Source organism: Paenibacillus sp. Y859 (assembly GCF_056786405.1).
In genome coordinates this window covers 351,933-377,890 of sequence record NZ_JBXCIZ010000003.1, presented here as the reverse complement: position 1 = coordinate 377,890, position 25,958 = coordinate 351,933, and the positions used below count along the sequence as shown (strand labels likewise).

The following is a 25,958-nucleotide window of genomic DNA, read 5'->3' as shown; positions in this document are numbered from 1 at the left end:
CAAAATAATTCTCATGGTTTATTTATAGAAAATAAGAAAGTATAAGTTCCACTCTATACTTAATCCTTATATTTCACGCACAGAACAACCATTATAGTATAAACAACATTGTACCTTTTTTCAAGGGTAGGTTCAACCTAGAATCCTAAATTAATTATTATATTAAAAGTAAATGTTCAAAAAGGCGTCATAACAGTTTATTATGCTTCACCTTCTGTAACAAACTGTTTCATCACTCGGTAGGCTTGTTCGAATCGAAAACGGAAGTTCTCTGTAATCCCGTATATTGCCCGAGTCTCCTCTTCATTGCGGTTTCCTGTTAGACTTTCAGATACCGTCTGATGGAGCGCTGCCGCCCATATATCCATTACCAAATCTTCTTCTGTTAACATGGATAGATAAGCATTTGTTCCATATACCGCCTTAATAAATTGTGACCATAACTCTTGAGCGAAATAAAACAAGGTCGGCTCTTGAACTTCAGTGTACTGAGCAACCCGATCTACAATTTGCTGAACAACTAGCGGAAATTCGCTATCTTTTGTCGGAATACTCTCAATATCAACTTCAACCTGTTCTTGTCCCCTCATAAAAGTAATACTTCCTTGCATACCACGCTGATGTAATGTCTGTAGAACTCGATATTGAAGCAGTGGATGAATGTCATGGCTCTGCAACCAATTAACCAACTCCTGATTAATGGCGTCGCCATTCAAGTAGGAGAGTTGTTCCAATGCGAGCATCGTCTGTTCAGACAAGACTTCATTCTTCACAATGCTTAGCAATTTATTAGCGTAATCAGCATCTTCAGCAAACTTCCACTCCGCATTACGCCGAGCTAGATCTTCCTCATCTAATTCAATTTCACCATCTATAGTTGCTTGTTCATTATCTACTCCAGAAATATATTGAGGAAAAGCAGTCTCTAACCATTCAAGTAAAGCCTGCCATTCATCAACATATCTCTCTTCTTGCCCCTGGCATTGAAGTAGAAAGCGAAGTAAATCCATCGCCTCACCATAGCGTTCACTTTCCAACATAACCGTAAGTTGTATTTGGTAATAATCCAATGTTTTTGGAAAAAGAATCAGATTATCTTTCGCAGAGGAAATGATGTCGTTAATAAGTGCCCCTCCTCTCTTTGCTTAAACTCTGTTAATTGTAAAGGTTGTTCAAAAAGTCATCTTTTAAACTCACATTTGTAGATTATATCATACCCTCTTTAAAATCAAAAAATATTTAACACAATTAGTGCTTGATATTCTATCGCATCCATGATATATTATTCATTGTTGATTTTTCGAGTCTCAGTAGCTCAGCTGGATAGAGCAACGCCCTTCTAAGGCGTCGGTCGGGGGTTCGAATCCCTCCTGGGACATATTATAAAAAAGCCCTCCTTTTTGGAGGGCTTTTTTTTGTGTTACAGACAGATACTAGCTATGGTAATTGCAACAATCGAAATGTGGGATACCACTTTAGAGTAAATGTATAAAGAATCCTTAAGAAAACGTATACAATACTATTTGCTTTTACGCTATTCTGCTGTCTTATAGACGACTAAGATCGTGCTTCTTTGACGTTCCGTTTTGGATACACTGGATTTCACTACCGATCCATAACGTATATTAATCACTTGTTCCTCTTTTAATCCAGCTAAAAACTGATTCGCCTTATTCTCCGCATAGGAATTATCTGAATCTACGAACTCTTTAACCTGTATCATATAAGCCCTCCTAAATTCATCAATTACTTTACTACTCATTCATCATGCAACATTCCTTATTATTTGTCTATATTACCGTAATTCATATATTTAACTTCTTGTATCTTCACTCCAATATGACCTGAAGGTACGATAATTTCATACGTTTTATTTATTTCAGTCATTAATAGTTGCAATCCCATCGGAGATAGAAATGAAATCCAGTTCTTACTTGGATCTACTTGATGAGGGAACACAATGATGTACTTCTCCTCATAACCATCATCCTCATAACGAAGGGTCACCTCGCTACCAATAAGAACCATAGAATTTAATGAGCCTTCTTTTCGTTCAGAAATGATCTTTTCAAGTGATGTCGTATATATAGAAAGAATTTGATCGATCCTTTTCTGCTCTTTAGAATCATCTGGTATATATTGCATCAAGAAGAACTTCTTCTCTTCATCAAAGAAAACCAGCTGGTTTACCAACTGTGTATTGGAGTTTTGGAGGATCGTACTATGGTTCATAGTAGATTTCACCTCCTGTTTGAAGATTCTTCCTTTCAAATTCGACGTAAAATAGTACCATTATTTATCCCTCCATAAAAATATAGACCTCGTGTAGGAGGCCTTTATGCTATCTTATCAAATATTCACTATTTTTCCAATGAGAAATAATAATAATTGTGGATAAACTTAAAGGTAATTCTCGTCGCGCACTGATCAAAGAATCGGAAGAAGAATGACTAAACAAACAGGACCCGGATCTATTTCATGTTCTCCACCTATAAATGGATGAAAATTGGTTGCATAGTCTTTGAAACCACGGGCTCACTCTAACCATAAAATAACATACCTCCTATTGTTTGATAAGAGCATTCTATAGTTAACGGAGATATTCTGATTGTACAGATGCCCATTTTGAATCAAAAGATAGGGCTCTCACTCCCTAGAACGCAAAAAAACTCTCCATAATGGAGAGTTTTCTGTATACGTCCCAGGAGGGATTCGAACCCCCGACCGACGCCTTAGAAGGGCGTTGCTCTATCCAGCTGAGCTACTAAGACATGATCATATAACATTGCTCCTGATGAAAAGGGTGCGTTGTTTATTATACCGCACCCTCACAATTAATCAATAGCTAATTTTAAATTACTTATTTCCACGACGCCAGTTTACTTTATCTTGAACGTGTTGTGCATGATTCTTGGACATGACATCCTCAGCAAATTCATTATTATGGGCATACTTGTTGCCTTTATTTTTCTTATATTTATCCGCCACTACGATCACCTCCTGGTATTAGTATGGTTACACTAGTGAGCGGATATAAGTATTATTATTTGGTTATTATCCATCGTATGAATGAAGAAACGCGCTTACCCCAGACTCCCTCATCTGCATACCGGTCTCCTCTGAGCAAAGCTCATATATCATTCTATAGACATCGTCTAATGCATTCTGATAGGCTAAATTTACTACTCGTTCTGGCGTATTATGCTCTCTTTCGGCATATATCTGTATGACTTTGAAAAAAGAAGGCCGCCCAAGGGCAGCCTTCTTATCAATTAACGAATAATCAAGCCATATCGTATTCCTCAGCTTGATTATTCTCCTGTAATAACATTCATTTCTGCAAGCGATCGATTAACTCTCGCAAAGCAATCCCACGATGACTTATGGATTGTTTCTCCTCTAATGAGAGCTCAGCCATCGTCTTCTCATACTGAGGAACATAAAAGAGCGGATCATAACCGAATCCACCGGTACCCGCTACATCTGAAGTGATCCAGCCTGCCACAGATCCAAAAGTCTCCATATGTTCTTCTGAAGAGGGGTTATATAACACCAATGAACAGTTAAAGCTTGCTGGACTTAACAATGTCTGTTCTGTATCTTCACCTTGTTTCAATTGCTCAAGCTCTTGCAATAGCTTCTCGTTGTTCTCCTGATCCGTTGCATTCTTACCCGCATAACGTGCAGAATATACGCCTGGACGTCCATCCAATGCCTCTACGCATAATCCTGAATCATCAGCAAGAACAGGCAAACCAAGCGCGTCCCCAACCATTTTAGCCTTTTTGAGAGCATTCTCTACAAAAGTATGTCCGTCTTCAATCACTTCCGGAAGGTTAGGATAGTCAAACATGCTTTTCACTTGTTTACCTAGTAGCGCAAAAGCATGCTCAAATTCTCTAACTTTCCCTTTATTCTTAGTGGCAACAATGACAATGTCTTGATCTAGCTTCATGTTAGACACCTTTTCCAGTTAATCCAGTTCCGATCATAAGAGCAATTGGACCTAATGTTTCCTGCTGACGCGTAATAATATCTTTGATTCCCTGTTCACCAAGCTGAAGCATTTCATCCAACTCTTGACGTGAGAAGGGGCTTTCTTCACCCGTTCCTTGTAGTTCCACAAACTGCCCCTTTCCCGTCATGACCAAATTCATATCTACTTTAGCCTTGGAATCTTCTTCATAATTTAGATCCAATAGTGTTTGATCTCCTACAACGCCTACACTAACAGAAGCTAAATAATCGGTAATCGGGAATACAGGCAGTCGATGCTGTTGAGATATCTTATTTACTGCTATACAAAGAGCTACAAATGAGCCTGTAATTGAGGTTGTTCTTGTCCCTCCATCAGCTTGAATCACATCGCAATCCAATGTGATTGTACGTTCACCCAAAGCATGTAAATTCACTACAGAACGAAGTGCTCTACCGATTAACCGTTGAATTTCCATCGTCCGGCCCGTTAGCTTGCCACGATTCGCTTCACGATGATTTCGGGTATGCGTCGCTCGTGGTAACATAGAATACTCTGCCGTTACCCAGCCCTTTCCTTGCCCTTTTAAGAATGGAGGTACTTTCTCATCCACAGTTGCTGTGCAGAGTATTTTGGTATCTCCCATTTCTATATACACAGAGCCTTCCGCATATTTATTCACATTTGTAGTTATTTTCATATCCCGTAATTGATCGTTATTCCGTCCGTTCGATCTCAATATTATCTGCCTCCTACATCATTAGCGTCCTATTTTGCAAACCTTATTTTATCAAAGTGTAGCAATAAAAGCATCTTTTGAAGTAGGATTTCCTAATTATAGCGGTATTTCGTTAATATACTGAGGCCTTGATACTGGCTCACTGTAATTTTGGTCGTCATCACCTATTACATTGGACTCGCCATTCATTTGGATCACGACCTTGTTATTTCCAACATTCTCCGTAACGGTCAGTACGACGGACTGTAGTAGTTGTGAAGGAACCTTCTCACCTTTAATAAACATATCTTCCTTAAGTGATACGGTTACTGTTCCATCTTTAGCCGTCTTCACTGACTGCAAGGAAGTTCCTGTCGTCATAACACTTTCTAACCCACCTCTTGGCTGGGGGCCACGAATGAGCTCGCTAAGAGCTGCGTGAAGTGTATCCTGTCCAGGTACTACAAGCCGGGTGATCGGCACATAATATTGTATGCCCGCAGGTGATTCTGAAGAGAAGTACATCGTTGCCGAGCTAGAACTCGTATAACTCGCTCCATCCCCTTTTTCTAAATTGATACCCATACTTCGTCCAAGATTCTGATCAAGTGGTGTATGATTAAGGGGCATTTCGGTTATCTTTTTACCTTCTACCCAGAATTGAACTTGCTCAATACTAGGATCACTTGTGAGTGTCCAAGTTACAGCCTCTAGCATTTTCCTTTCATTTGAGGCATCATATTCAGTAAAGGTCTTACTGAATTCTACAACAGCTAACTTTTTTTCCTTCTCAATAGAGACCATCTTTACTTCTGTTCCTTTAGGCAATACACCTGAGAAGCCTTGTGGTAGATAGGTTGCATAAGGTCCATCTTTAACCAGCGCCTCAAGAGATTGACGAAGGAGCATATTATCTTTATTATCCTTTGGAGGAATTCCTAAAGATACTGGAGCCAGTAAACCATGTTGGTCTGCCAAATAAACAGTCGATGTTGGTGTCATTTGCTCTTTCGTTGCTTCTGGAGCGCTGCCATTCATGGACTGAAGCATATCAGCTTCAATTTGAGCAGGGGGTGGATCAATTTCCATTGATTGACTACTGAAACCACTGCACCCAGACAATATGATGGGAACGACTATTAACCCAGCAACGGAGATATTTCGGATTTTCATTTTCTTCAACATTATTATCGCGCCTCCTTAACCATTTTATACAGTTTGTACTAGTATATATACGAGCCCTTTTCAAAAAAATAACTACTTTTTACGTTTTTGGGACCTAAGTGAGAAGTTTATTCTATTACAAAGGATGATGTGAACAGTTATGGCAAACGAAAAGAATTCTTATAGCTTAAATAGCAAGGTCGTATCGGATACAACCCATGAGTTACTTCACCAAAGAGGAGTTACCATTCCCGAAATCGCTGAACTCGTCCTGTTTCTGCAAAAAAAATACTATCCTGCCCTAACTATGGAGGAATGTGTTCACAATGTTGAAATGGTTCTCAGTAAGCGCGAAGTTCAGAATGCCGTCTTAACCGGAATACAACTGGATATATTGGCTGAGGAAGGCAAACTCCTCTCCCCATTGCAGGAGATGCTGGTCAATGATGAAGGACTTTATGGCGTAGATGAAATATTGGCCTTTTCCATTGTTAACGTATATGGGAGTATTGGATTTACGAATTATGGATATGTAGACAAACTAAAACCTGGAATATTAGAAAGGCTTAATGATAAATCCAGTGGACAGGTGCACACTTTCCTAGATGATATCGTAGGTGCGGTAGCTGCTGCGGCAAGTAGCCGTATTGCTCATCGTAAGCAAGCAGAGAGGGAAGTCGACCCTTCCAACCCGAATGCAGAGTCAGATCCTCTAAACGACGGGAGTTCCCCAGAGTAAGCGACAACGTAAAACCTCCGAAACCACTATTTATAGTGATTTCGGAGGTTTTTGTCGATTAATCTATTCTATAAATTCAAGTTCAAAAGATGATATTTCGACCTTCCTCTAAACGCGTGGTAAACGTAATGCTCCCGTCTAATGATGATACTATAGTTCCTGCTTTACTACGGCGAACTAACTCCTGTAAATGTGCGAGCGCTTCACATATGGCAAACCTCATTTGATGTGTTGAAAGATTATCTCCAAATAGAGCACAACAAATCCCATACCCACTCTGCGGGGAGTCGGCTAGTAGCTGCTCAATCTTGATTAATCGCTCTTCATGATGGTTCAGTAGCTCTTCTATTCGTTGCTGAACAGTATGGAATGGATCTCTATGCCCCGGAAATGCTTTATTCACCTCATACTCCTTCAGTCGTTGTAAGCTGTTCATGAAGGTATACAGCGGCTCAGGATCACTACCTGGAATCAGACTAATATTGGGTGAGATCTGAGGTAATATAGCGTCCCCACACATCATTATTCCTAATTCTTGATCGTATAAAGATAGATGTCCTGGTGCATGACCTCCACTCTCAATAGCCAGCCAAGAACGACCTCCCAATGTAATATAGCTTCCACCATCTACTATTGTTATTTCTGGCATCGGAGAAACCTGTGGTAAGAATTCAAGTAAGTGCACTTCAATCTGAGCAGCCAACGTAACAGGTGATCCATGTTGTCGCAACCAACTCGTTAGTTCAGTATTCATATTGGAGTTACTTCCCCACATATGTAAAGACTCAGCATATGCTCTTTGCGACATATACACTTTGCAATCCCCCTGAGATTGAAACCAACCAGCTAGACCAAAGTGATCGGGATGATGGTGTGTCACAAATATCTGGTTCACATCTTCAAACGTATATCCTAAATGTTCAAGAGCTTTCTTCCACTCTTCCTCCGTTATACTATTGCGTGGTCCAGGATCGATAATTGCTACCCCTGTTGAACTCGGCAGCACATAACTGTTCACCCAGCGTAATGGATACGACATTGATATCTTCACTTGAATGATGCCATGATCCCATAAATGAATTTCTGGCATATTTACGATTTCTATAACCTTCTCCTCCTCTACCCCTTTCTACCATATAAGAGGTTGTTCAAAAAGTCATCTTTTGAACACGAAGTATATGTTGATCCTATTATCTCTTCCGCTAAATCTCACCCTACTATTGACATTCACCCGAAATAAATATATGATTTCAATGTTAATTCAACAACTTACTTTCACTCTAAAATCCAAACCCGTAAAGGGGAGTAGCTACATACAATACAGTCGTCAAGACGAGATTATTCTCCGGCTATATTGGCAATTGATACTAAACAATTGTTAGCGAGACCTTTACCAATTAGGGCACCTTTGATTTTTGAAAGGAGCCACCTATTTGGTAAAGGTCTTTTTTGATTTTTATCATCAGAAGTACGTCAAAAGACGTTTTTCTTATAGATGTTTGAAGCATACTAAAGACATGAGGGGGAGAAGTAATGGATTTGGGATTAATATTGGAGTATAGCTGGGTACTTCTCGTACTCGTTGGATTGGAAGGTCTTCTTGCCGCTGATAATGCACTAGTATTAGCAATTATGGTAAAGCACCTTCCTGATGAATCAAGAAAAAGAGCGCTATTCTATGGTCTTGCTGGAGCATTTGTCTTCCGCTTCGGTTCACTGTTTATCATCTCTTATCTAGTTGATATTTGGCAAGTTCAAGCCATTGGCGCACTATACTTGCTATTTATTTGTGGGAATAACATCATACGTAGATTATTTGTAAAAAAGCGTCAATCGGACAATACAACGGATGCTACTTCCAACAATAAACCAGCAACGAAAGCAAACTTTTGGCTAACTGTGCTTAAGGTGGAAGTCGCTGATATTGCCTTTGCAGTTGACTCCATCTTGGCTGCCGTAGCACTTGCCGTAGCACTACCTGCGAGCGGGCTGGGTCACATCGGTGGCTTAGATGCTGGGCAATTCCTTGTCATCTTTGCCGGTGGATTCATGGGACTAATCATTATGAGATTTGCTGCCTCCTACTTTGTAAAACTGCTACATTCCCGCCCTGGTCTGGAAGTTGCTGCATTCGTCATTGTGGGCTGGGTTGGTGTCAAGCTATCTGTCATTACACTCGCTCATCCATCCTTAGGTGTTCTATCTGAATCATTTGCTCATAGCACAGCATGGAAGACTACATTCTATATCGTTCTCGTATTGATTGCCGTGTTAGGCTGGTTTATGAGTAGTAAGAATGAGGAAGAAACAGATCCGAAGGTTGCCACTGAAGTGGAGAAATAATGAACTTATTCAACCAAGTAGAAACGGCTGTGCCGTCTTTTTCAAAGACAGCACCCGTTTCAGCGGAAATATAAGGAATAGGGTATCAAGAATCAATTTCATAATTACGCAACCCGATTTAGCTGTATCGGCGATTATGAAATTGATTCAAGTGAAACTTATACTTTCTTATATTTAAATAAATACGGGTATCGTCCTTGAAAAAGGATGATACCCGTATTCTAATTATACATTCAATATACCCTTGGTCTAATCAATGCCGCCACTTCATAAATTTATAATCTAAATAATCCACGAACAAGAACAACCCGAAGCCTACCAAACTGAATAGTAGAATACCAGCATACATCTCCGAATAATTCATTCTTAACCATGCATCCATAATGAAATAGCCCATACCATGTTCTGTTCCATAGATCTCTGTGAAAAAAAGTACGGAAATAGCTGTTCCCAATGAAATACGAATCGTACTAAGAATAACGGACAATGCACCCGGTAACGTGACATGCCAAAATTTCTGCGCTGTGCTTGCACCAATACTCGTTAATACATCATAGGTATGCTCTGGAATAGCCTTCACGCCATCGCGAACAGATATAATGACTTGAAAGAGTAATATCAACATAATCATCAAAATTTTAGATCCTTCACCAAGTCCAAAAAACAGCATTACTACAGGTAGTAACGCAATCTTAGGTACGGGATATGTCAAATAGACAACAGGATCCAAAAGCTTATTCCAAAACTGCGACCGACCCATGAGCAAACCAATGAGCAGTCCAACAATTAACCCCAGTAACACACCTACAAAAATTCGTCCCATACTGTAGTAAACATGAAGCCCTATCGTTCGCATCCCCAAATGACCTAAAGCGTTGTAAACAGCGCCCGGACTTGGCAGAATCGGATGATTTATGAGAAAAAATGCAATATACCATGCTATATTCATACATAAAAATACGAATAACAATGTTAATCCATAACGGAGTTTACGTCTTTTCACCATTTCTTCTGCATTACCTTTCTAATGTTCTTCATCTGTTGAAAAAATTCGTCACTGTTACGCTTGTCTTCATGCTTCATATGAAAGATAGGGTTGTCGACCACTTCGAGCGACTCATCTTGATTGGACGGCATAACGATGATTTTCTCTCCAAGCAGAATTGCCTCTTCCACATCATGCGTAACAAATAATGTCGTGGTCGGGTGAGTTAACCAATTGTCCAAAAAGATTTGCTGTATCGTTTCACGCGTAAACGCATCTAATGCAGAGAACGGCTCATCCAGCAACATCATCGTCGGTAAAATAGCAAACGCTCTGGCAATCGCCACTCGTTGTTGCTGTCCCCCGCTGAGTGATAAAGGATAACGATCCGCTAGATCGGAAATACCCATTGATTTAAGCCAAAATTCAATTTGCTGTTCTTGAGCCTGTCTTCGTGCTGTATCTGGCTGACTAATTTTCATCGCCATAAGTATATTAGAATGAACCGTTTTCCATGGAAGGAGACCGTAACTTTGGGGGACGAGTCCAATCAGTGTTTCTTGGCTATGCACGGATTTCTCATTAAAGAGAATTTCTCCTTGATAGGTCTTGATAAGTCCAGCAATGGCACGTAATAACGTGGACTTTCCGCAACCAGACGGCCCAATAATCGTGTACATCCCATGCTCAGGTATCGTTAAATTAACACGTCCAAGCGCCAATTGTCCTCCGGTATATTCAACCCTTAGATCCGTGACTCTAAGGCCGCTATTGCTTAAATCTGACATCAGAGATCACTTCTTCAGGAGTTATATTTTTACTAAGCAGTCCTTTTTCCCTCGCCCATGCGAAAGCTGATTCCACTTCTTGTATATCCACTTGATTTGATAATATATAGTCAGGCACCTTAATCTCATCCTTTAAGCTCTCCGGAAAGCCTACTTCTTTAATAATCAAATCGATGTATTCTGATTGTTCATGGGATTTAAGATAAGAAACCGCATCATCATATGCCGCGTACATCGCTAGAATTTCTTGTTCATGTGAAACGATAACCTTCTGTTGAAACGCTAAAACAAACGGATTAATCCCCGCTTCCACCGTCGAGCTCAACACATGTAGACCTGCAGATCTCCCCATCGTAACAAATGGCTCAGGCACAATAGCGGCATCTGCCTTATTATTCTTCAACAATTCTAATCTTGTTGGTATTTGCGGTACCTCTTTTATCGTTATATCTTGCTCCGACAGCCCCGCCTGTTTGAGCATCATCGCAACTGTATATTCCGTTGACGTGTTCTTGGAAAGAATAACGGACTTCCCTTTTAAATCTTTGACCTCTTTTATACCGTCAGTTCCTGTTAGTAAATCAAATTCTCCAAAGGTCGTACTAGCAATTTTAACATCCATCCCTGCTTCATTATAAATAGCAATAGCGACCAGATCAGTGCTAATTCCTTGCAGCCTTCCAGCTTGGAAAGCCGCATCACGATCTTTTGCACTTTTAAACGTTTGGATATCCAGATTAACGCCATGCTTCTGATCAAAGCCCTGTTCATGAGCAATTATGAATGGGATAGCATCAATCGAGGGCATCAATCCAAGAGATAGTGATCGTATTTCCTTCTCCACTTTTCTCGCACCATCCGAATTCGTATTTTCAGCTGAACTACAACCAATTCCAAGGGCACTAATTAGAACAACCAACATCATAAGTATAATTACTTTCTTTATTTCTCTGCTCTCCATAATCCTTACAAGCCTCCATGTCTTTTTCATTGTCATTTCTATAAGTGTAGAATCTTTACTGCTTCGGGTTTTGAATGTAATAATCGAGTATGACTTGGATATGGAATGAATGCCTTCTCCCTTCATTGCGTAATATACGACATCATATACATTGCGAATTTATTCACAATCATTCCTGTTAAAGAGTCTCTCTACTTTTACCATGAAGCATTCTATATTCCGATTTTACACCACTCCTTATTATTTGTATATTTTAAATTTAAATCAAAGAACCTTCTTCACCGCACTCCCTAGAAGGGATTCAGGTAAAGAAGGTTAGTCAGAGCTAGCTATACAAGCCCGCTAGATTATGAGTTCCCCAAGCTTGATCAGCTCAACAACCGCTTGAGAACGGCCTTTCACATTCAGCTTTTGCATGACATTGGAAATGTGGTTACGCACTGTCTTTTCACTTATAAATAATAGACCGGCGATGTCGCGTGTCGTTTTATCCTGAACAAGTAATTCAAAAACTTCCCGTTCACGATGAGTCAATAAAAATTTGCTGTTGTGCTCATTTCCCTTCAATGGTGTCACCCCTCCTTGCTCGGGTTTTTGTGGTATAACAAGGTAAAGGGATACAGTCAACTCATTCTATGAAATATTGTGATTAATGGTGCTTTGTTGCTTGAAAATAGGCGCCAGCTATCCTTACACGCAAACAATGCCAAGAACCCTGATTCTCACAGGTTTCTTAGCATTATTTAGTCTATATTTCCATTAGTTCATTAACGCCCCAAATTGTTCATTGGTTTAAGATCATTTGTAGTGTTCACATTCTCTGATGGTGTTGGAAATATTCGATTAACTAGCGTCTGAAATTCATCCACAATACCACTTATCGGATGGCCATTAGATACATCAGTCACGAAGTTTCCTACTCGATCAACAAAATCTGGGTTTGCTGATACGTAAACATTTTTAATGTTAGTATCACTTTTCTTAATGACATCCGCTATCATATCCTTAATTTCTGTAGTGATATATTGATCATCCCCATTCATATTTCCATTACCTGTATTTGGGGAAGTTGTTAAACCACGCATTAAATCGTCAACGCCTGACGATATTTTTCCACCATAGCCTTGATCGTTATTTGTTGTGTTATTACCAGTCATTTGATTTTGATCATTAGTGCCTGAATCAGTTCTAGCAGGTGCCCCAACGCCATTATTTCCACCCATACCCAACGCATTAGTTCCATTTGTAGTTCCGAATCCAGTTCCGTTACCATTTCCAGCTCTACTCGTCCTATTTTGATTCATTGACGTGCCATTTAAATTGTTATTGTCCTTTATAGATACAGCAACATAAGCATTATCACCAGTTAACATGACGTTTGCCATATCGACTTGTTTCATCTTAGCAATCTTACTCGAAAGCTCTTCACTGTGCCTTAAATTCGTCATCCGATTATCACTGCGTGTAGCGAGACCTCTATCATTATTCACAGAATTTTTACCATATCGACTGAGGTTGCTTTGATTGATTGAATTCGTATTATACTTCACACTTTTAGTACGTAAATTCTGATTATCCGTGTTTTTGGTTCCACATCCCGTTACCCCAATCATACCTACGATGAGAGCAGCGGATAAGGACATCGTTATCGTTTTGGATCGTATCATGAATTCATCCTCCATCTCTACAATTTGTTCGTTCACATAAAATAGGATGACCATTCTAACAAAGAGCTATGCTTGAAACAATTTGGAATGTGAGTCATTAAAAACTTGTTACGCTTCCCATGATAAGTACCGTGCCAAAAGAAAGCCAGCTCCCATACAGTAGTAAGAAGCATCATAATAGGTTCTATATCCACATTGGTATCACTTGTTCAGATGAACGGAAAGTACTTTTTTATAGGGGGAGGTTTTCTTATTGAAAGGCTTGATTTTATGTGCCGGAAAAGGTTCTCGCTTGCGTCCTTTAACCTTCTCTAGCCCAAAACATCTCTTGCCATTGATGAACAAGCCAGTTCTATTCTACGGAATTGAATCATTGATTCAAGCAGGTATTACGGAAATTGCCGTCGTTGTTTCTCCTATATATCGAAAAATATTTGATGAAGAGTTGCAAGCAGGGAAGCCTTGGAATATCGACATTTCTTTAATAGATCAGCCTCAACCGAGGGGATTGGCTGATGCCATTCGAGTTGCAAAGCACTTTATTCAGCATGACGACTTTCTTTTATATTTGGGTGATAATGTGATCGACGGACCGTTACAACCCCTTATTGACAAATTCCAAGCAGAGAATCTTGATGGTTTGGTGTCCGTAAGCCACGTAGATTTTCCGGAACAATTCGGTGTTGTTCAGTTAGAAGGTGAGACAATAAAAAGAGTAGTCGAAAAACCTAAACATCCTCCAAGTAATCTTGCCATCAACGGAGTTTATCTGTTTCGGCATTCCCTTTTTGATGCGATTGAAAAAATCACTCCTTCACCGCGTGGAGAATATGAACTAACCGATGCCATACAACAATTGATTGACGACAAATATCAACTAGGGGTTTATCGTTCCCCATATTGGTGGAAAGATACAGGTCATCCAATCGATTTGATCATATGTAACCAATACTTATTAAAAAAAATGACCAGTATTGATATCAATGGATTGATCGACCTAAATTCAAACATCTCCTCACCAGTCTCGATCGGAAAGAACGCCCAAATTATTAATAGTGTCATTCGCGGGCCGGTCATTATTGGACAAAACACGGTTATTGAAAACTCCTATATTGGTCCCTTCTCTTCTATTTCTGACAATGTATCCATCTATAACTGTGAGATAGAGAATAGCATTGTGATGGAGAATACAGTTCTCGACAGTATTCCTTATCGCGTGGATGAAAGTTTAATCGGCCGAGAAGTGAAAGTGATCGGACAACCGAAAAAGCCTCAATGTATTCAGTTATGGATAGGCGATAAGTCGCATCTCAATTTCCCCTGCTAAAACTCTTCATAGCGCTCATAATAAGTCTAATAATAGAATAAGAAGGCGGTGACTCTCTACTGGTATAGAGAGTCACCGCCTTCTTCGTTATAATCATACCATGTCCCTTTTGCTACTATTCATTTCGATTTCAAGAGGACTTCATCATAATACTTTTTTTGTTTTTCCAATTGATGTGTCAAATTAAAGTCCTTTTCCACCTTTTTTCGTGCTTTCCGTCCCATAACATCCCATCTTTCAGGATGTTCAGCTAACCAGAACATTGCTCTTGCTAGATCGTTAACCGATCTTTCCGACACCAAAAGTCCCGATACCTTGTTCTCAACCAGTTCAGGAATACCAGCATGTTTCGTTGATATAACAGGCATCCCGGTAGCCATTGCCTCTTTTAACGTATTCGGAATTCCTTCCTGATTCCCTTCCCGATCCGTACAACTCGGAGCACAAAAGATATGGGATTGGTAATATTTCCTCTGAATTTTGCGGTAATCAATCCATCGAATAATGTCAACACTGGTGCCAAGTTGCAATTTTTTGATTAATTCACGGTATTTCGCTTCACAAGGTCCTTCGCCAATTAAAATTAGTTTGACCTCTTTATTTTTCTTTTTCACTTGTGAAAATGCACGAATCAGATCCGAAAACCCCTTTTTCTCTACGAAACGTCCTATAGCCAAAAACTGAACTTTGTTGTTACTATCTAATTTACGGGACTTGAATTCAAATCGGTCTAAGTCAACGCCACCGTATAGAACACGAATTTTATTTTCTGGGCACCCTAATTTGATAATCTCCTTTTTAAGATGTTCACATACCGGGAAAAACCGATCACCCAATCGAAATAACTTTTTTAATTTTTTTAGATTTTTTTCATCCTTAGGGTACGCGGTAGCATCCTTCCCGCGAAAACCGATAAATAAGGGGATTCCATGTTCTTCTTTAAGGAATTGAAATTTAGATGCTAATGTACCATGGTGAATATGAACTCCAACGACATTATGTTTTTTCAATAGCTTCTGATCTTGTTTGATAGTTTCTAAAGAAAGAACGGAAGAAAACGGTGAATGTGTACGACTTTGTTTCGAGTTGCTCATTACCATAACTCCGTTATAACCTTTAATACCCGTGATTTGCGCTGCTACATGCCCGTCTGCCAATGAATATTTATGATGCAGAATAGTAGGATCATTTTTTCCCACGCACAATTTCCCCTTTTATGTTCATATTAGTTTTAATACTTTTTTTTCAGACTTAACAAGGCCTCCCTATCCCAACGATATAATTTATAGGCATTTTTCCTAATTAGCCGGTGTCGATTCCCCATTGGGATAGGTATTCGATTATGTCTGCGGTACAAAACTAATGGTCTTTTTTGGCAGTACCCCTGATAATGACAGGCTAACCGAAGCCACATATCCCAATCTTGTGAATAACGATATTTAGAATTAAAAAGTCCGACTTTATCAAAACAACTATGGTGAATGACTGCCGTCGAGGTTCGGATGGTAAACTTTCTCTCATACAATTGAAGTCGAAACTTATTCAAATTAGGAATTCCTTTGGCATTACTAATAAGCTGTTTTCTCCTCCCTCGTCTAACACTGTAATACCAACTGTATAGAAAACGGCACTCTGGATGGGTTTCCAAAAACTCTTTGTTCTTTTGTAATTTATCCGGAAGAAAGAGGTCATCAGAATCCAAAAATGCGATGTATCTTCCTTTTGCCAGAGTAATCCCCTTATTTCTTCCTGCAGAAGGACCACCATTTTTTTTGTACACATATCGGACTTGTTCCCCAAACGACTTCACTATCTTTGAAGTCTGATCCGTTGAACCATCATCGACCACGATTAATTCATAATCTGTGCAGGTCTGTTGCAGAACACTTTTAATGGCTCTGCCGATAAACCTTTCGCGATTATATGTCGGAATAATGACACTGAAAAGAGGTCTTTCCCGCATCTTGATTGCATGAGTCTGGATCACTTGTTCAAAGAGTTGTTCTAATTTCACCGTTTGTACTTGACGATTGAAGTCTGTCTCGATTTTAATTCGAGCGTTCTTCCCTAACTCTTTCCATAATTCTGGATGCCCCATTAAATACATTAATTTCTCTGCTAGTCCATCGACATCTTGTTCAGAAACCAGATATCCATTCTTACCATCTTCAATAAGTTCTGGGATTCCTGAATGATATGTGGATACAACTGGAATTCCGCAAGCCATCGCCTCTTTAATAGCGTTCGGAATTCCTTCCTGATTTCCGGATCGGTCCTTCATGCTAGGTAGACAAAAAATATGTGCCTGTTCCAATTGCTCCACAACCTGAGAATGCGTTAGAGCACCTTTAAATTCAATATACTGTTCAAGCTGCATCTTTTTGCTCAACTGTTGCAATTTATTTTTTAACTCACCGTCGCCGATCAGGCAGAGTTTAGTATTTGGATAGACCTGCTGGACGCGCTTAAAAGCTTTTATCAGCATTTCAGCACCCTTTTTTTCGACCATCCTACCGACATATAGTATCCGAACCGGGCCTTCTGTTGGTATAGTCCGCTCTTTATAGGCAAATTGTTCAAGGTCAATTCCGCTGTATTGGACAGTAATTTTATCTTCCGGACAGCCATGTTTAATTAAATCTTCTTTCATTGCTTGACAGGGGGCTGTAAAGCAATCGCCGACAGTAAATAGTCGCATTAATGATTTTTTCTGTAGTTTCATCCTTTTGCTACCAGGCGAATCACAGCCATGGAAAGATGTGATTAGTGGTACCCTCCACTTTTCTTTTAACGGCATCATTCTAATGCCAGAGGGCCCAAACCTAGCATGAATCAGTTGAAAAAATCCCTTCTGCAACATCCGATTCAATTGATGATATTTGGGGTCAATCGTTACATTTTTAAATGGAAATAAACTTATATTCTTCTTTTTTTCACAAAAAACGAATGGTTTATAGACTTTCATTTGTTGAATCTCGCCGTAAATAAAAGTTTCACTAATCGGCAAATAAACGGAACGTACCACTGCGATGTGTTGCAAACGTATTCCTCCCTCAAGATTATATCTTGTTTATCTTTAATTTATGAGTGCTTGAAACAGAATGTGTATACGCTTTTGGATACATCGTTTTTTATAAATTAGAATAGGTTTGCCCACTCTTTTTTAGGGGTTGTGCATAGTGTGGTATAAAGAGCGGATGAGGAAGAGAGGATCGTGGGTGCAATAGACCAACTAAAACAAGAATTGGAGAAAGTCTTCGGATTTAAAATCCAAACCTGGGATGTGATCAAACACATAAAAAACTCCAGTTTCGTCGCTCGAGTTGTCACAAATGAGGGTATACAATATGCTCTCAAAAGCCTTTATATCAAACCTGAGCGGCAACTTTTCATCGCTACATCAGAATATTTGTTATCCCAAAGAGGAGTAAGGCTGGCTCTTCCTATTCCGACTTTAAATGGTGACCTGTACATGATCTTTAATGTAGTTCCTTACGTTCTATACCAATGGATTGAAGGTAAAGGAAGTCGATTAAAGGATCGGAATGACCTTGAATCCATTGTTCAGATTATGAGCCAATTACACTATGCTTCCCGCGAACTGGATTATCCTCCAGATGTAAAAATCTATGATCATCTCCATTGGAAGAAGGAATATAAGCAGCGTTTAAAGTCATTAGAAGTTTGGTTCAGCAAACACAAAGAATCAAAGTCAGAGAAAGATGTAATCATCAACAGTAACCTTTCTTTCTTTTATAAGTTTGGTAAAAAAGCACTGAAAGAACTGCAAAGAAGTCGCTATCAAGACTACATGAAAGATCTTGTTTCGGCCAAAGGTTTGGTGCGGTGCATGGAGACCTTCATCATAAAAACCTAATTAATAAGGAGAATGTACTAACACTGATCGATTTTGAAGATGTTCGCTATGATCTTCCTTCCAAAGATTTACTTCGTATTTACAGCATGTATACAAAAAAAAAGCCATTTAAAAAAAAGACATTCCTAAGAATGATGAACATCTACAACGACAACAATCCACTATCCCCTGAAGTAAAAAATATTGTAACTATCGACTTGTTATTTCCTCATATTTTTGAACGAATGCTACGCAAGAAAAAGTATTCCCGAATGAGCATTGATCAACTTCATTTCACGATTCAACAGGAAAAGAAAAAATCGTTATTTGTTCACAATCATTATTTTAGAAAACAACGGTATCAAGAAAGAGGGAACAGTCTTGACTAAAATTGCCTTTGTTCGTCATCGTTATCTTCCACCCTCGGAAACATTTATTTATGAAGAGTTAAAAAATATTGAAACGTTCAAACCTATCGTGTTCGCACGAAAACAAATGAATTTAAAACTTTTCCCTTTTTCTAGAATTAAACAATTACCCAAAAACTCTAGAAAAACTGCCATGGTATTTAAGAAGAATAAAATTAAACTCATTCATGCACGTTTTGGAAATGCTGGTGTCCGACTAATCGGTGTGAAACAACAGCTTCGTATTCCCATGATCACCTCGTTCCATGGGTTTGATCTACCTACAAAAAGAAATAGACGAAAATCTTATCATCGAAAGCTACCTGTATTGTTCCGAGTTGGCAACAAGTTCACGGTTCCTTCTCGCCATATGAAACAACAGTTGATTAGATGGGGATGTCCTAGGTACAAAATTGAAATTATGTATAGCGGAATTGATCTTAAGAAATTCTCATACAAACAGCGCGATCACAAAACCGCACAACTAACAATCATTTCTGTCGGACGTCTGCATAAAAAAAAGGGGCACCGCTATCTATTGCATGCCTTCAAAAAGATACATGATCAATATCCTTCCATTCGGCTTGTCATCGTAGGTGAAGGAAGTGAAAAAAGAAAAATAAAACATCTTATTTCATCATTAAAGCTAAACAAATATGTACAACTGAAAGGCCTCGTTGCACATAGCCAACTCACCGAGTTGTTGTACCGAGCAGATATATTTTGCCTGCCCAGCATCACGACCAAGGATGGAAACCATGAAGGAATCCCTAACGCAATAAAAGAAGCAATGGCGACGGGCTTGCCCATCGTTTCCACACGCCATGGAGGTATTCCTGAGTTGGTTACCGATGGACAGGAAGGACTCTTAGTACCTGAAAAAGCCATCAATGGATTAGTGGAACAATTCAAATATTTAATAGAAAATCCGAGTATACGACAAGAAATGGGGAGAAAAGGTCGTAAAAAGGTGGAAAGTAACTTCGATTCTTCGAAACAGGTAAGAAAATTAGAGTCTATTTATTCGAATTTAATCAGAAAGGGGTAATATCATGAATGACATCCAAGAGGTAAGACAGGTCCAGCTAACGAATAAGCACTCGGACAGCTATTCACCTCTTATTACTGTAGTTATTCCAACGTATAACCGTGCAAAATTTATAGCCCGAGGAATTAATAGTGTATTAGGGCAAACCACCGAAAATTGGAAACTATTAATTGTTGATGATGGTTCTAATGACCATACAAGTGCAGTGGTTACACCTTTTTTAAAAGATCCAAGAATTACTTATGTGAAATTAAAGAAGAACAGAGGCGTTTGTTTTACGTTGAATCATGCGTTGTCTTTAGTGGATACCAAATATTTCTCACAGCTCGATGCAGATGATTGGTATGAGCCGAACACACTCGCAACTTGTCTGAAAAAAATAGAAAAATGTAACAGTAAAGTTGCAATTATCTATGGGAATGACAAAGTTTGGAAGGCCCAAAGAAGAGATAGGATCAAGTATCAAGGCACGAAAAGAAAACGCCAAATCAACGGTAAATATGACTTCATTACTTTCCATTCGATGTTTTATCCTCGATTTTACCGAACGAAAGCTCTAAAACAGGTTGGAGGTTGGTCGAGAAATGTACCGGAAAACGGCCGTTTTGCTGAGGATAGACAAATTCTTCTCAAGCTAGCAGGACGCTATGCATTTAAATGGGTGAACAAACCATTATATAACCGATTAAAGCATAAAAAAAATAATTCAAGAATAGAAAACCGTGATAAATACGCCCATGTTACAAGATACCTGTATACAAAAGCATTAAAAAGATGGGGAAATAAGTATAAACCTAAATTTATATGGGTTCGTGGCCGCCTTAAAGTAGGTAGGCTAATAAAAAAATAGATTTAAAGTGAGGGAAATATGTGAACAGGCCGAAAGATAGAAAATGGTTGACGACGTTAGATGTCATTGATGAAATCGGGAAGGCATTGGATAAAAAGGAGCCCCTTTCTGTAGTCCGTGTCGGGGATGGTGAAAATATTACACTGTCCCAATACAAAGTATGGCCGATTCGCAAAACACTGTCCACCCGCTGGGCGAGGTTGTCACGAAGTACCAACTGGAAAGGAGTTACATTACCGAATGTCAGACTTCGCGATCAATTGATTAAGTCGATCCAAAAAGCGGACATTGTAGGTATTCCTTACTATAAGGACAATGAAATATTAGCTGAACAACAATTTTTACGCCCTTTGACGAATGCTTGCTTTAGAAGATTCAATATTCATCCAAAAAAATGTTGCCACACGTTCGTCAATCGTCACATGGTCGAACACCAGCAATTTTGGGAGATTCTGAAAGGAAAAAAAGCAGTCGTCATTTCCCGTTGGGCTGACGATTTCAAAAGTTTGGTCGGCCGAGCATACGATGATTTCGACATCGATATAATCAAAACGATTTCTATTAATCGTTATGAACAAATTCCAAAAGTTCTGCTCAAAATGAAATCTGTAGATTGTGACATTGTATTTATTTCTGCGGGAGTTAATGCGGTTATATTAGCGCAGAAATTGGCAGAGGAACAGGGACGAATCGCGATTGATTTTGGAAAGTCAGCGGTATTCATGGTCACAAGCAATCGAAAAGTTAATCCATGGAAGCCCAAATATTTAGATAAACGCGAGTACTCATAAGAAAGGGGCATTGCGATTTGAAGATTACCGTCATTGGTTCCGGATATGTCGGTACAACGACAGCGCTTGTATTATCCGATCTGGGTCATGAAGTTATCGGCTACGATGTCGATACACTCAAAGTTGAAATGTTAAACAATGGAATTCTTCCTTTCCGTGAGCCTGGCTTGGACCAATTGCTTCAAGAAAAACTGAAAAGCGGAAGAATCATTTTCACCTCAGATAGTCGATTCGCTATCACTCAAAGCGAGATCTTAATGATTTCGGTTGGTACGCCTTCCACCTTAAGCGGAAATGCAGACTTAACTTATATACAACAAGTCATCGAGGTCATTGCCACACACATCAATGAACCTAAAGTTGTCGTTACCAAAAGTACAGTACCCATTGGAACTAACCGTTGGATGCAGCAGCAGTTAGAAGCGAGAATCGACACGAATAAGTATCACATTGAAGTGGTCTCGAACCCTGAATTTTTACGTGAGGGATCGGCTCTTCATGATTCATATCATCCTTCCCGAACGGTGATCGGCGGAGAAGTAAATTCGGCGATTGAGAAAGTGAAACAGCTATATAGTTCCCTACAAACGTCTTATTTCATCTGTAACTACGAAACGGCTGAAATGATCAAATATGCTTCCAATGGTTTTCTAGCGGTTAAAATCTCTTACATCAATGAAATTGCTCGGTTAGCTGATGTGGTGGGAGCGGATATCGATGGAGTTGCTATAGGCATGGGAATGGATCCGCGTATTTCCCCGCATCATTTGCACGCCGGTATCGGTTACGGTGGATCCTGTTTTCCAAAAGATGTTGATGAGCTTCTATATCTCGCAACGCAAAAAAAAATAAATCTTCATCTGCTTAAGCAAGGCAAACGTATTAATGATTCACAAATTGCTTGGTTTGTTCAAAAAATCGAATCTTCGCTTCCCTTAAAGGGCAAACGAGTGCTCGTACTGGGTGTCACTTTCAAAGAAGATACCGATGATCAACGAGAATCTCCCGGCATTCGGCTCATTGAGCATTTGCTTGATAGAGGGGTTGATGAAATAAGGGTCATTGATCCTACTGTCACTTCCGTGGAGCAAATTCATTGGTCAAAAGATCTCCTTGATCATGAAAAGAAAAGAGTGAACATTTTCACGAACGAAGATGAAGCGGCAACCGGAGTTCATGCAGTCATGTTGACAACCACTTGGCCACAATTCTCCACATATCCTTGGCAACAATGGGTTGGTCTAACGGAGTCCCCCTATTTATTCGATGGACGTAATTTTCTCAATCCACAAGAAATGCGTCGATTTGGTTGGCATTATGTCGGAATTGCAAGAGGTGTAAAATGAACATTATTGTTACCGGAGCTGCGGGATTTATCGGTTCTCATTTAAGTGAAGAACTACTTAAGAGGGGACATATTGTCATAGGAATTGACGATATGGAACACACTGTTAATCGGGAGATCAAAGAAGACAATCTGAAGAATATTTTAGGACACCCTCAATTCCAATGGCATGCTGTTGATTTATTGAAATCAGATTTGGAGCATCTCGTTAACGATGCCGATGTTGTATTTCATTTAGCAGGTATAGCGGGTGTAAGAAATAGTTGGGGTCTATCTTTCAATGATTATTTACAGGCAAATGTTCTGCTGACACAAAAAATTCTTGAGGCATGCAAAAAAGATTCAAGGTTAAAAAAGCTAGTGTACGCTTCCTCATCCTCCGTCTATGGTGGCGGAGTCGGACCGTTCAGTTCTGAGGATTCACCTACTAGCCCGATTTCCCCCTACGGATTAACGAAATTAGCAGGAGAGCATCTCTGCTCTCTTTATCATAAACAGTACGGACTTCCCTATACGGCTTTAAGATATTTCACCGTATATGGGCCAAGACAGCGCCCTGATATGGGATTTCACCGTTTCATGAAGGCCGCTGTGCTCGACCAACCATTAACCATTTATGGAAATGGTGAGCAAACACGTGATTTCACCTATATAAGCGACTTAGTTGAAGGAAATATTAAAGCGATGAACTATACAAAGCACGGGACTGTTTTTAATATCGGTGGAGTCGAGACAGCATCAGTCAATGGTGTGATTACAGCTATCGAACGCCTCTCTGGAAAAAAATTGCGGTTAAGTTATTTACCCGAGCAACCAGGCGACCCGTTTACAACACGCGGCGATATTTCACTTGCCCGTAAGGAACTTGGGTATGATCCAATCGTTTCATTGATCGAAGGAATGACTGAGCAATGGCTATATATATCTAATCTTTATAGAAAGGAAAAATAGTCATTTATCGGGTTTCCGAACAGATTGCGGGACATACACTATTACAAATCTTTCTTACTTGTGATCGGAGGTGAAACGCTTGATCGGAATACTGTATTCAAAAGCAATGCTAAGCCAATTAATGAAAGGTAAACGTAGCTTTGAAAAGCCGGCTTTCTATATGGAAACCGCCAGAAAAATAGAGGAAAAAATTATTTTTTTTTCGTTGTTTGATATCAATTGGAGAACGGGTACAGTTCAGGGTTGGGACGGAATAGAATCTGTTCGAGTGAAAAGTATACTTCCTCCTGTGATCATAAACCGAACGAGAACGAATCATCCTAACACAAAAATGTTGATTCAGCGTTTGAAGAAGATGGGAAAGATCATCTTCAACGAACATAACGTCATTTCTAAGTTGGAAGTTCATCATATTTTAACTAAGAATAATAAACTTCTACCCTATCTTCCACCAACAGATTCAGTATCGCATCATTCGGTCAAAGATCTATTGGAACAAAACACATGTCTGTTTCTGAAACCAAGTACATCATCTGTCGGAAACGGAATCATTCGCATCCGTAAAATAAATAACAACACAGTAGCCGAAATCAACGCACTTGGGCGGACTAAAATGTATAAAGTTGGTATCCATCAAATTGTTAGATTCATCAAAAGAAAGAAACGAGACTACTTGGTACAGAGCGGTGTCTCTCTCAAGACGTATAATGGAAATCCTGTTGATTTTCGGGTATCCATGCAAAAGAACGGTAAGGGCCACTGGCAGTATACTGGAATGGTCGGGAGAGTAGCAAAGAAAGGTTCGATTGTTACCAATATTCACTGCGGCGGACAATCGCTGAAGGCAACCGAACTTTTTCAACATTGGGGTTGGAATGGACCCCGAATTGAAAAATCTATCGCAAAGCTTGGGTTGCTTATTGCAAAAACACTTGAAAAAGAACTCCCTTATATTGCTGACCTGGGATTGGACATTGCCCTAGATGAGTGGCAACACCCATGGCTTATAGAAGTTAACTTCCGTGATTTACGGATTACGTTCCGGGATGCTGGAGATAAGGAGACATGGCGAGCAACATTTGCAACACCCATTTACTATGCAGCTTATCTAATCCGTCAGTTGAGCGAACAAGAAACACGGAAATCGGAACATGACGAATCAATGGCCTTAGCAAACCATTTGACTGATGAATTAATAACGAGTTATTTACCTGATGATCATGACAGCTCTCGAGTCGAGATTGATATCCCTACGGAAATAATAGCAGAGTAACGCTTTCCTTTGTAATAGAAAAATAAGACTTGTAAGTAATAAACCCGCTGGTATATCCCGAGCGGGTTTTTATTTATTCATGGTTTCCTATGGGTATTCATTCGCTTTTCTTCCGCACTCCACGGGAGTTATTTAATGCAGTGATATGAAATGCATTTATCCAGGGTGATGAAGGAGTTCCATATTTGTTGCGCCGAAGTGGTATTCTTGTTATCATAAGGCTCATCGTACTTTGATACTCCGTCAGCAATCTAATATTTTCTTGTAAGCTGCGCGCTGTGATTTCCGAATGGGAAGATACATCCGCTATGCTGCTTAGTATACGGGCTAGCGCATGTTGGCTGAGAGCAATTGCATTTACAAGTGCAATCTTAGCTTCGAGTTGTTTGTCTAGATAACTCATCTCTCCTGATCTCCTTGATCATAATGACTACCAAAGAAGCCATTCATATCACCACTGTCTTCACCCACTTCTCCCCCCCCTAATACAACCTTCAGATTATTACATATTCCATTCTCTAGCTTCGTTAGCCCTTTAATAAGTTCTACAATCTGTCCACTTATTAGTAGCGACTCATGAAGCTGTTTATCATGGCTCTTAAACGCATCCGAATTAAAATGATTCAAAGTCCAATTGCGAATCTTTTCGGCTTCAATAGCTTTAGCTTCTAGAATCATAGAAATATCAAATTGTATTTTGGAGGTTGCATCAAGCATCCTTAAAAAGGTACGTTCTCTGCTCATTTAAGTCCTCCCTCAGTATGGATTA

Annotated in this window: 28 protein-coding genes, 2 tRNA genes and 1 pseudogene; 13 read left to right on the top strand and 18 right to left on the bottom strand. The window is 39.5% G+C overall.

Going from position 1 to position 25,958, the window contains the following annotated elements; genetic code table 11:
- Positions 1-200: 200 nt before the first annotated feature.
- The gene (locus tag AC1TO8_RS10825; RefSeq protein ID WP_482055607.1) at positions 201-1,070 is read right to left on the bottom strand and encodes a hypothetical protein; all 870 of its coding nucleotides are present in this window, start codon (positions 1,068-1,070) and stop codon (positions 201-203) included.
- Between the two features lie 234 nt (positions 1,071-1,304).
- Here AC1TO8_RS10825 and AC1TO8_RS10820 point away from each other — a divergent pair.
- A tRNA-Arg gene (locus AC1TO8_RS10820) sits at positions 1,305-1,378 on the top strand.
- Between the two features lie 156 nt (positions 1,379-1,534).
- Here AC1TO8_RS10820 and AC1TO8_RS10815 read toward each other — a convergent pair.
- The 7 genes from AC1TO8_RS10815 to AC1TO8_RS10785 form a co-directional block, all read right to left on the bottom strand.
- On the bottom strand, positions 1,535-1,723 hold the full coding sequence (locus AC1TO8_RS10815) for a sporulation protein Cse60 (RefSeq protein WP_482055606.1): 189 nt from the start codon (positions 1,721-1,723) through the stop codon (positions 1,535-1,537).
- A gap of 59 nt (positions 1,724-1,782) precedes the next feature.
- Positions 1,783-2,232, bottom strand: a complete 450-nt coding sequence (locus AC1TO8_RS10810) for a GreA/GreB family elongation factor (RefSeq protein WP_482055605.1) — start codon at positions 2,230-2,232, stop codon at positions 1,783-1,785.
- 465 nt (positions 2,233-2,697) lie between these two features.
- Positions 2,698-2,771 (bottom strand) — tRNA-Arg (locus AC1TO8_RS10805).
- Positions 2,772-2,856: 85 nt separating this feature from the next.
- Complete coding sequence (locus tag AC1TO8_RS10800) at positions 2,857-2,988, bottom strand: hypothetical protein (protein ID WP_482055604.1); 132 nt, start codon at positions 2,986-2,988, stop codon at positions 2,857-2,859.
- Positions 2,989-3,331: 343 nt separating this feature from the next.
- On the bottom strand, positions 3,332-3,955 hold the full coding sequence (locus AC1TO8_RS10795; protein WP_482055603.1) for an XTP/dITP diphosphatase: 624 nt from the start codon (positions 3,953-3,955) through the stop codon (positions 3,332-3,334).
- A 1-nt stretch (position 3,956) separates the two neighbouring features.
- Positions 3,957-4,718, bottom strand: coding sequence for a ribonuclease PH (gene rph, locus AC1TO8_RS10790; protein WP_482055678.1), 762 nt, complete (start codon positions 4,716-4,718; stop codon positions 3,957-3,959).
- Positions 4,719-4,811: 93 nt separating this feature from the next.
- Complete coding sequence (locus tag AC1TO8_RS10785) at positions 4,812-5,879, bottom strand: GerMN domain-containing protein (RefSeq protein ID WP_482055602.1); 1,068 nt, start codon at positions 5,877-5,879, stop codon at positions 4,812-4,814.
- Positions 5,880-6,018: 139 nt separating this feature from the next.
- Here AC1TO8_RS10785 and AC1TO8_RS10780 point away from each other — a divergent pair, with 139 nt between their 5' ends.
- A complete protein-coding gene (locus AC1TO8_RS10780; protein WP_482055601.1) occupies positions 6,019-6,597 on the top strand; it encodes a phosphatidylglycerophosphatase A family protein in 579 nt (192 codons plus the stop codon).
- An 82-nt stretch (positions 6,598-6,679) separates the two neighbouring features.
- On the opposite strand, the gene AC1TO8_RS10775 is transcribed toward AC1TO8_RS10780, so the two are convergent.
- The gene (locus AC1TO8_RS10775; RefSeq protein WP_482055600.1) at positions 6,680-7,687 is read right to left on the bottom strand and encodes an MBL fold metallo-hydrolase; all 1,008 of its coding nucleotides are present in this window, start codon (positions 7,685-7,687) and stop codon (positions 6,680-6,682) included.
- A gap of 443 nt (positions 7,688-8,130) precedes the next feature.
- Here AC1TO8_RS10775 and AC1TO8_RS10770 point away from each other — a divergent pair, with 443 nt between their 5' ends.
- A complete protein-coding gene (locus tag AC1TO8_RS10770; RefSeq protein ID WP_482055599.1) occupies positions 8,131-8,940 on the top strand; it encodes a TerC family protein in 810 nt (269 codons plus the stop codon).
- A 253-nt stretch (positions 8,941-9,193) separates the two neighbouring features.
- Here the strand turns inward: AC1TO8_RS10770 and AC1TO8_RS10765 are convergent, their stop codons facing one another.
- The 5 genes from AC1TO8_RS10765 to AC1TO8_RS10745 form a co-directional block, all read right to left on the bottom strand.
- Positions 9,194-9,946, bottom strand: a complete 753-nt coding sequence (locus AC1TO8_RS10765) for an ABC transporter permease (RefSeq protein ID WP_482055598.1) — start codon at positions 9,944-9,946, stop codon at positions 9,194-9,196.
- Positions 9,940-10,713 (bottom strand): ABC transporter ATP-binding protein, encoded by a 774-nt coding sequence (locus AC1TO8_RS10760; RefSeq protein WP_482055597.1) that lies wholly within the window; start codon positions 10,711-10,713, stop codon positions 9,940-9,942. Before AC1TO8_RS10760 ends, AC1TO8_RS10765 begins: the two co-directional genes overlap by 7 nt.
- On the bottom strand, positions 10,694-11,674 hold the full coding sequence (locus tag AC1TO8_RS10755) for an ABC transporter substrate-binding protein (RefSeq protein ID WP_482055596.1): 981 nt from the start codon (positions 11,672-11,674) through the stop codon (positions 10,694-10,696). Before AC1TO8_RS10755 ends, AC1TO8_RS10760 begins: the two co-directional genes overlap by 20 nt.
- A gap of 342 nt (positions 11,675-12,016) precedes the next feature.
- Positions 12,017-12,241 carry a helix-turn-helix domain-containing protein gene (locus AC1TO8_RS10750; protein ID WP_438347154.1) on the bottom strand — a complete coding sequence of 75 codons (225 nt, stop codon included), beginning with the start codon at positions 12,239-12,241 and terminating at the stop codon, positions 12,017-12,019.
- A 200-nt stretch (positions 12,242-12,441) separates the two neighbouring features.
- A complete protein-coding gene (locus tag AC1TO8_RS10745; protein WP_482055595.1) occupies positions 12,442-13,341 on the bottom strand; it encodes a YhcN/YlaJ family sporulation lipoprotein in 900 nt (299 codons plus the stop codon).
- Between the two features lie 253 nt (positions 13,342-13,594).
- Between AC1TO8_RS10745 and AC1TO8_RS10740 the strand changes: the two genes are divergently transcribed.
- The gene (locus tag AC1TO8_RS10740) at positions 13,595-14,668 is read left to right on the top strand and encodes a glucose-1-phosphate thymidylyltransferase (RefSeq protein ID WP_482055594.1); all 1,074 of its coding nucleotides are present in this window, start codon (positions 13,595-13,597) and stop codon (positions 14,666-14,668) included.
- Between the two features lie 119 nt (positions 14,669-14,787).
- Here AC1TO8_RS10740 and AC1TO8_RS10735 read toward each other — a convergent pair whose 3' ends face one another.
- Both AC1TO8_RS10735 and AC1TO8_RS10730 read right to left on the bottom strand, forming a co-directional pair.
- Positions 14,788-15,867: a glycosyltransferase gene (locus AC1TO8_RS10735; protein ID WP_482055593.1), complete on the bottom strand. Its 1,080-nt coding sequence runs from the start codon at positions 15,865-15,867 to the stop codon at positions 14,788-14,790.
- A gap of 32 nt (positions 15,868-15,899) precedes the next feature.
- Positions 15,900-17,708 (bottom strand): glycosyltransferase, encoded by a 1,809-nt coding sequence (locus tag AC1TO8_RS10730; RefSeq protein WP_482055592.1) that lies wholly within the window; start codon positions 17,706-17,708, stop codon positions 15,900-15,902.
- 174 nt (positions 17,709-17,882) lie between these two features.
- Here AC1TO8_RS10730 and AC1TO8_RS10725 point away from each other — a divergent pair, with 174 nt between their 5' ends.
- The 9 genes and pseudogenes from AC1TO8_RS10725 to AC1TO8_RS10685 all read left to right on the top strand — a co-directional run bounded on the left by AC1TO8_RS10725 (position 17,883) and on the right by AC1TO8_RS10685 (position 25,189).
- The gene (locus AC1TO8_RS10725; protein ID WP_482055591.1) at positions 17,883-18,545 is read left to right on the top strand and encodes a hypothetical protein; all 663 of its coding nucleotides are present in this window, start codon (positions 17,883-17,885) and stop codon (positions 18,543-18,545) included.
- Positions 18,515-18,580: pseudogene (locus AC1TO8_RS10720) on the top strand (hypothetical protein); the annotation flags it as partial. The gene AC1TO8_RS10725 and the pseudogene AC1TO8_RS10720, both read left to right, overlap by 31 nt.
- A 96-nt stretch (positions 18,581-18,676) precedes the next feature.
- On the top strand, positions 18,677-18,913 hold the full coding sequence (locus AC1TO8_RS10715; protein ID WP_482055681.1) for a hypothetical protein: 237 nt from the start codon (positions 18,677-18,679) through the stop codon (positions 18,911-18,913).
- Positions 18,906-19,979 carry a glycosyltransferase gene (locus AC1TO8_RS10710; RefSeq protein ID WP_482055590.1) on the top strand — a complete coding sequence of 358 codons (1,074 nt, stop codon included), beginning with the start codon at positions 18,906-18,908 and terminating at the stop codon, positions 19,977-19,979. Before AC1TO8_RS10715 ends, AC1TO8_RS10710 begins: the two co-directional genes overlap by 8 nt.
- 4 nt (positions 19,980-19,983) lie before the next feature.
- Positions 19,984-20,829: a glycosyltransferase family 2 protein gene (locus AC1TO8_RS10705; RefSeq protein WP_482055589.1), complete on the top strand. Its 846-nt coding sequence runs from the start codon at positions 19,984-19,986 to the stop codon at positions 20,827-20,829.
- 20 nt (positions 20,830-20,849) lie between these two features.
- Complete coding sequence (locus AC1TO8_RS10700; protein WP_482055588.1) at positions 20,850-21,620, top strand: GT-D fold domain-containing protein; 771 nt, start codon at positions 20,850-20,852, stop codon at positions 21,618-21,620.
- 17 nt (positions 21,621-21,637) lie between these two features.
- Positions 21,638-22,966: a UDP-glucose dehydrogenase family protein gene (locus AC1TO8_RS10695; RefSeq protein ID WP_482055587.1), complete on the top strand. Its 1,329-nt coding sequence runs from the start codon at positions 21,638-21,640 to the stop codon at positions 22,964-22,966.
- A complete protein-coding gene (locus AC1TO8_RS10690; protein ID WP_482055586.1) occupies positions 22,963-23,916 on the top strand; it encodes an NAD-dependent epimerase/dehydratase family protein in 954 nt (317 codons plus the stop codon). Before AC1TO8_RS10695 ends, AC1TO8_RS10690 begins: the two co-directional genes overlap by 4 nt.
- 79 nt (positions 23,917-23,995) lie before the next feature.
- On the top strand, positions 23,996-25,189 hold the full coding sequence (locus AC1TO8_RS10685) for a YheC/YheD family endospore coat-associated protein (RefSeq protein WP_482055585.1): 1,194 nt from the start codon (positions 23,996-23,998) through the stop codon (positions 25,187-25,189).
- A 97-nt stretch (positions 25,190-25,286) separates the two neighbouring features.
- On the opposite strand, the gene AC1TO8_RS10680 is transcribed toward AC1TO8_RS10685, so the two are convergent.
- Complete coding sequence (locus AC1TO8_RS10680; RefSeq protein ID WP_482055584.1) at positions 25,287-25,592, bottom strand: hypothetical protein; 306 nt, start codon at positions 25,590-25,592, stop codon at positions 25,287-25,289.
- Complete coding sequence (locus tag AC1TO8_RS10675; RefSeq protein ID WP_482055583.1) at positions 25,589-25,933, bottom strand: alpha-helical endospore appendage domain-containing protein; 345 nt, start codon at positions 25,931-25,933, stop codon at positions 25,589-25,591. Before AC1TO8_RS10675 ends, AC1TO8_RS10680 begins: the two co-directional genes overlap by 4 nt.
- Positions 25,934-25,958 lie beyond the last annotated feature (25 nt).

Coding starts and splice junctions, on each gene's coding strand:
- AC1TO8_RS10815 (WP_482055606.1), bottom strand. CDS start 1,723: ATGATACAGGTTAAAGAGTTCGTAGATTCAGATAATTCCTATGCGGAG.
- AC1TO8_RS10810 (WP_482055605.1), bottom strand. CDS start 2,232: ATGAACCATAGTACGATCCTCCAAAACTCCAATACACAGTTGGTAAAC.
- AC1TO8_RS10795 (WP_482055603.1), bottom strand. CDS start 3,955: ATGAAGCTAGATCAAGACATTGTCATTGTTGCCACTAAGAATAAAGGG.
- AC1TO8_RS10785 (WP_482055602.1), bottom strand. CDS start 5,879: ATGTTGAAGAAAATGAAAATCCGAAATATCTCCGTTGCTGGGTTAATA.
- AC1TO8_RS10780 (WP_482055601.1), top strand. CDS start 6,019: ATGGCAAACGAAAAGAATTCTTATAGCTTAAATAGCAAGGTCGTATCG.
- AC1TO8_RS10775 (WP_482055600.1), bottom strand. CDS start 7,687: ATGCCAGAAATTCATTTATGGGATCATGGCATCATTCAAGTGAAGATA.
- AC1TO8_RS10770 (WP_482055599.1), top strand. CDS start 8,131: ATGGATTTGGGATTAATATTGGAGTATAGCTGGGTACTTCTCGTACTC.
- AC1TO8_RS10765 (WP_482055598.1), bottom strand. CDS start 9,946: ATGGTGAAAAGACGTAAACTCCGTTATGGATTAACATTGTTATTCGTA.
- AC1TO8_RS10760 (WP_482055597.1), bottom strand. CDS start 10,713: ATGTCAGATTTAAGCAATAGCGGCCTTAGAGTCACGGATCTAAGGGTT.
- AC1TO8_RS10755 (WP_482055596.1), bottom strand. CDS start 11,674: ATGGAGAGCAGAGAAATAAAGAAAGTAATTATACTTATGATGTTGGTT.
- AC1TO8_RS10745 (WP_482055595.1), bottom strand. CDS start 13,341: ATGATACGATCCAAAACGATAACGATGTCCTTATCCGCTGCTCTCATC.
- AC1TO8_RS10715 (WP_482055681.1), top strand. CDS start 18,677: ATGATGAACATCTACAACGACAACAATCCACTATCCCCTGAAGTAAAA.
- AC1TO8_RS10705 (WP_482055589.1), top strand. CDS start 19,984: ATGAATGACATCCAAGAGGTAAGACAGGTCCAGCTAACGAATAAGCAC.
- AC1TO8_RS10690 (WP_482055586.1), top strand. CDS start 22,963: ATGAACATTATTGTTACCGGAGCTGCGGGATTTATCGGTTCTCATTTA.
- AC1TO8_RS10680 (WP_482055584.1), bottom strand. CDS start 25,592: ATGAGTTATCTAGACAAACAACTCGAAGCTAAGATTGCACTTGTAAAT.
- AC1TO8_RS10675 (WP_482055583.1), bottom strand. CDS start 25,933: ATGAGCAGAGAACGTACCTTTTTAAGGATGCTTGATGCAACCTCCAAA.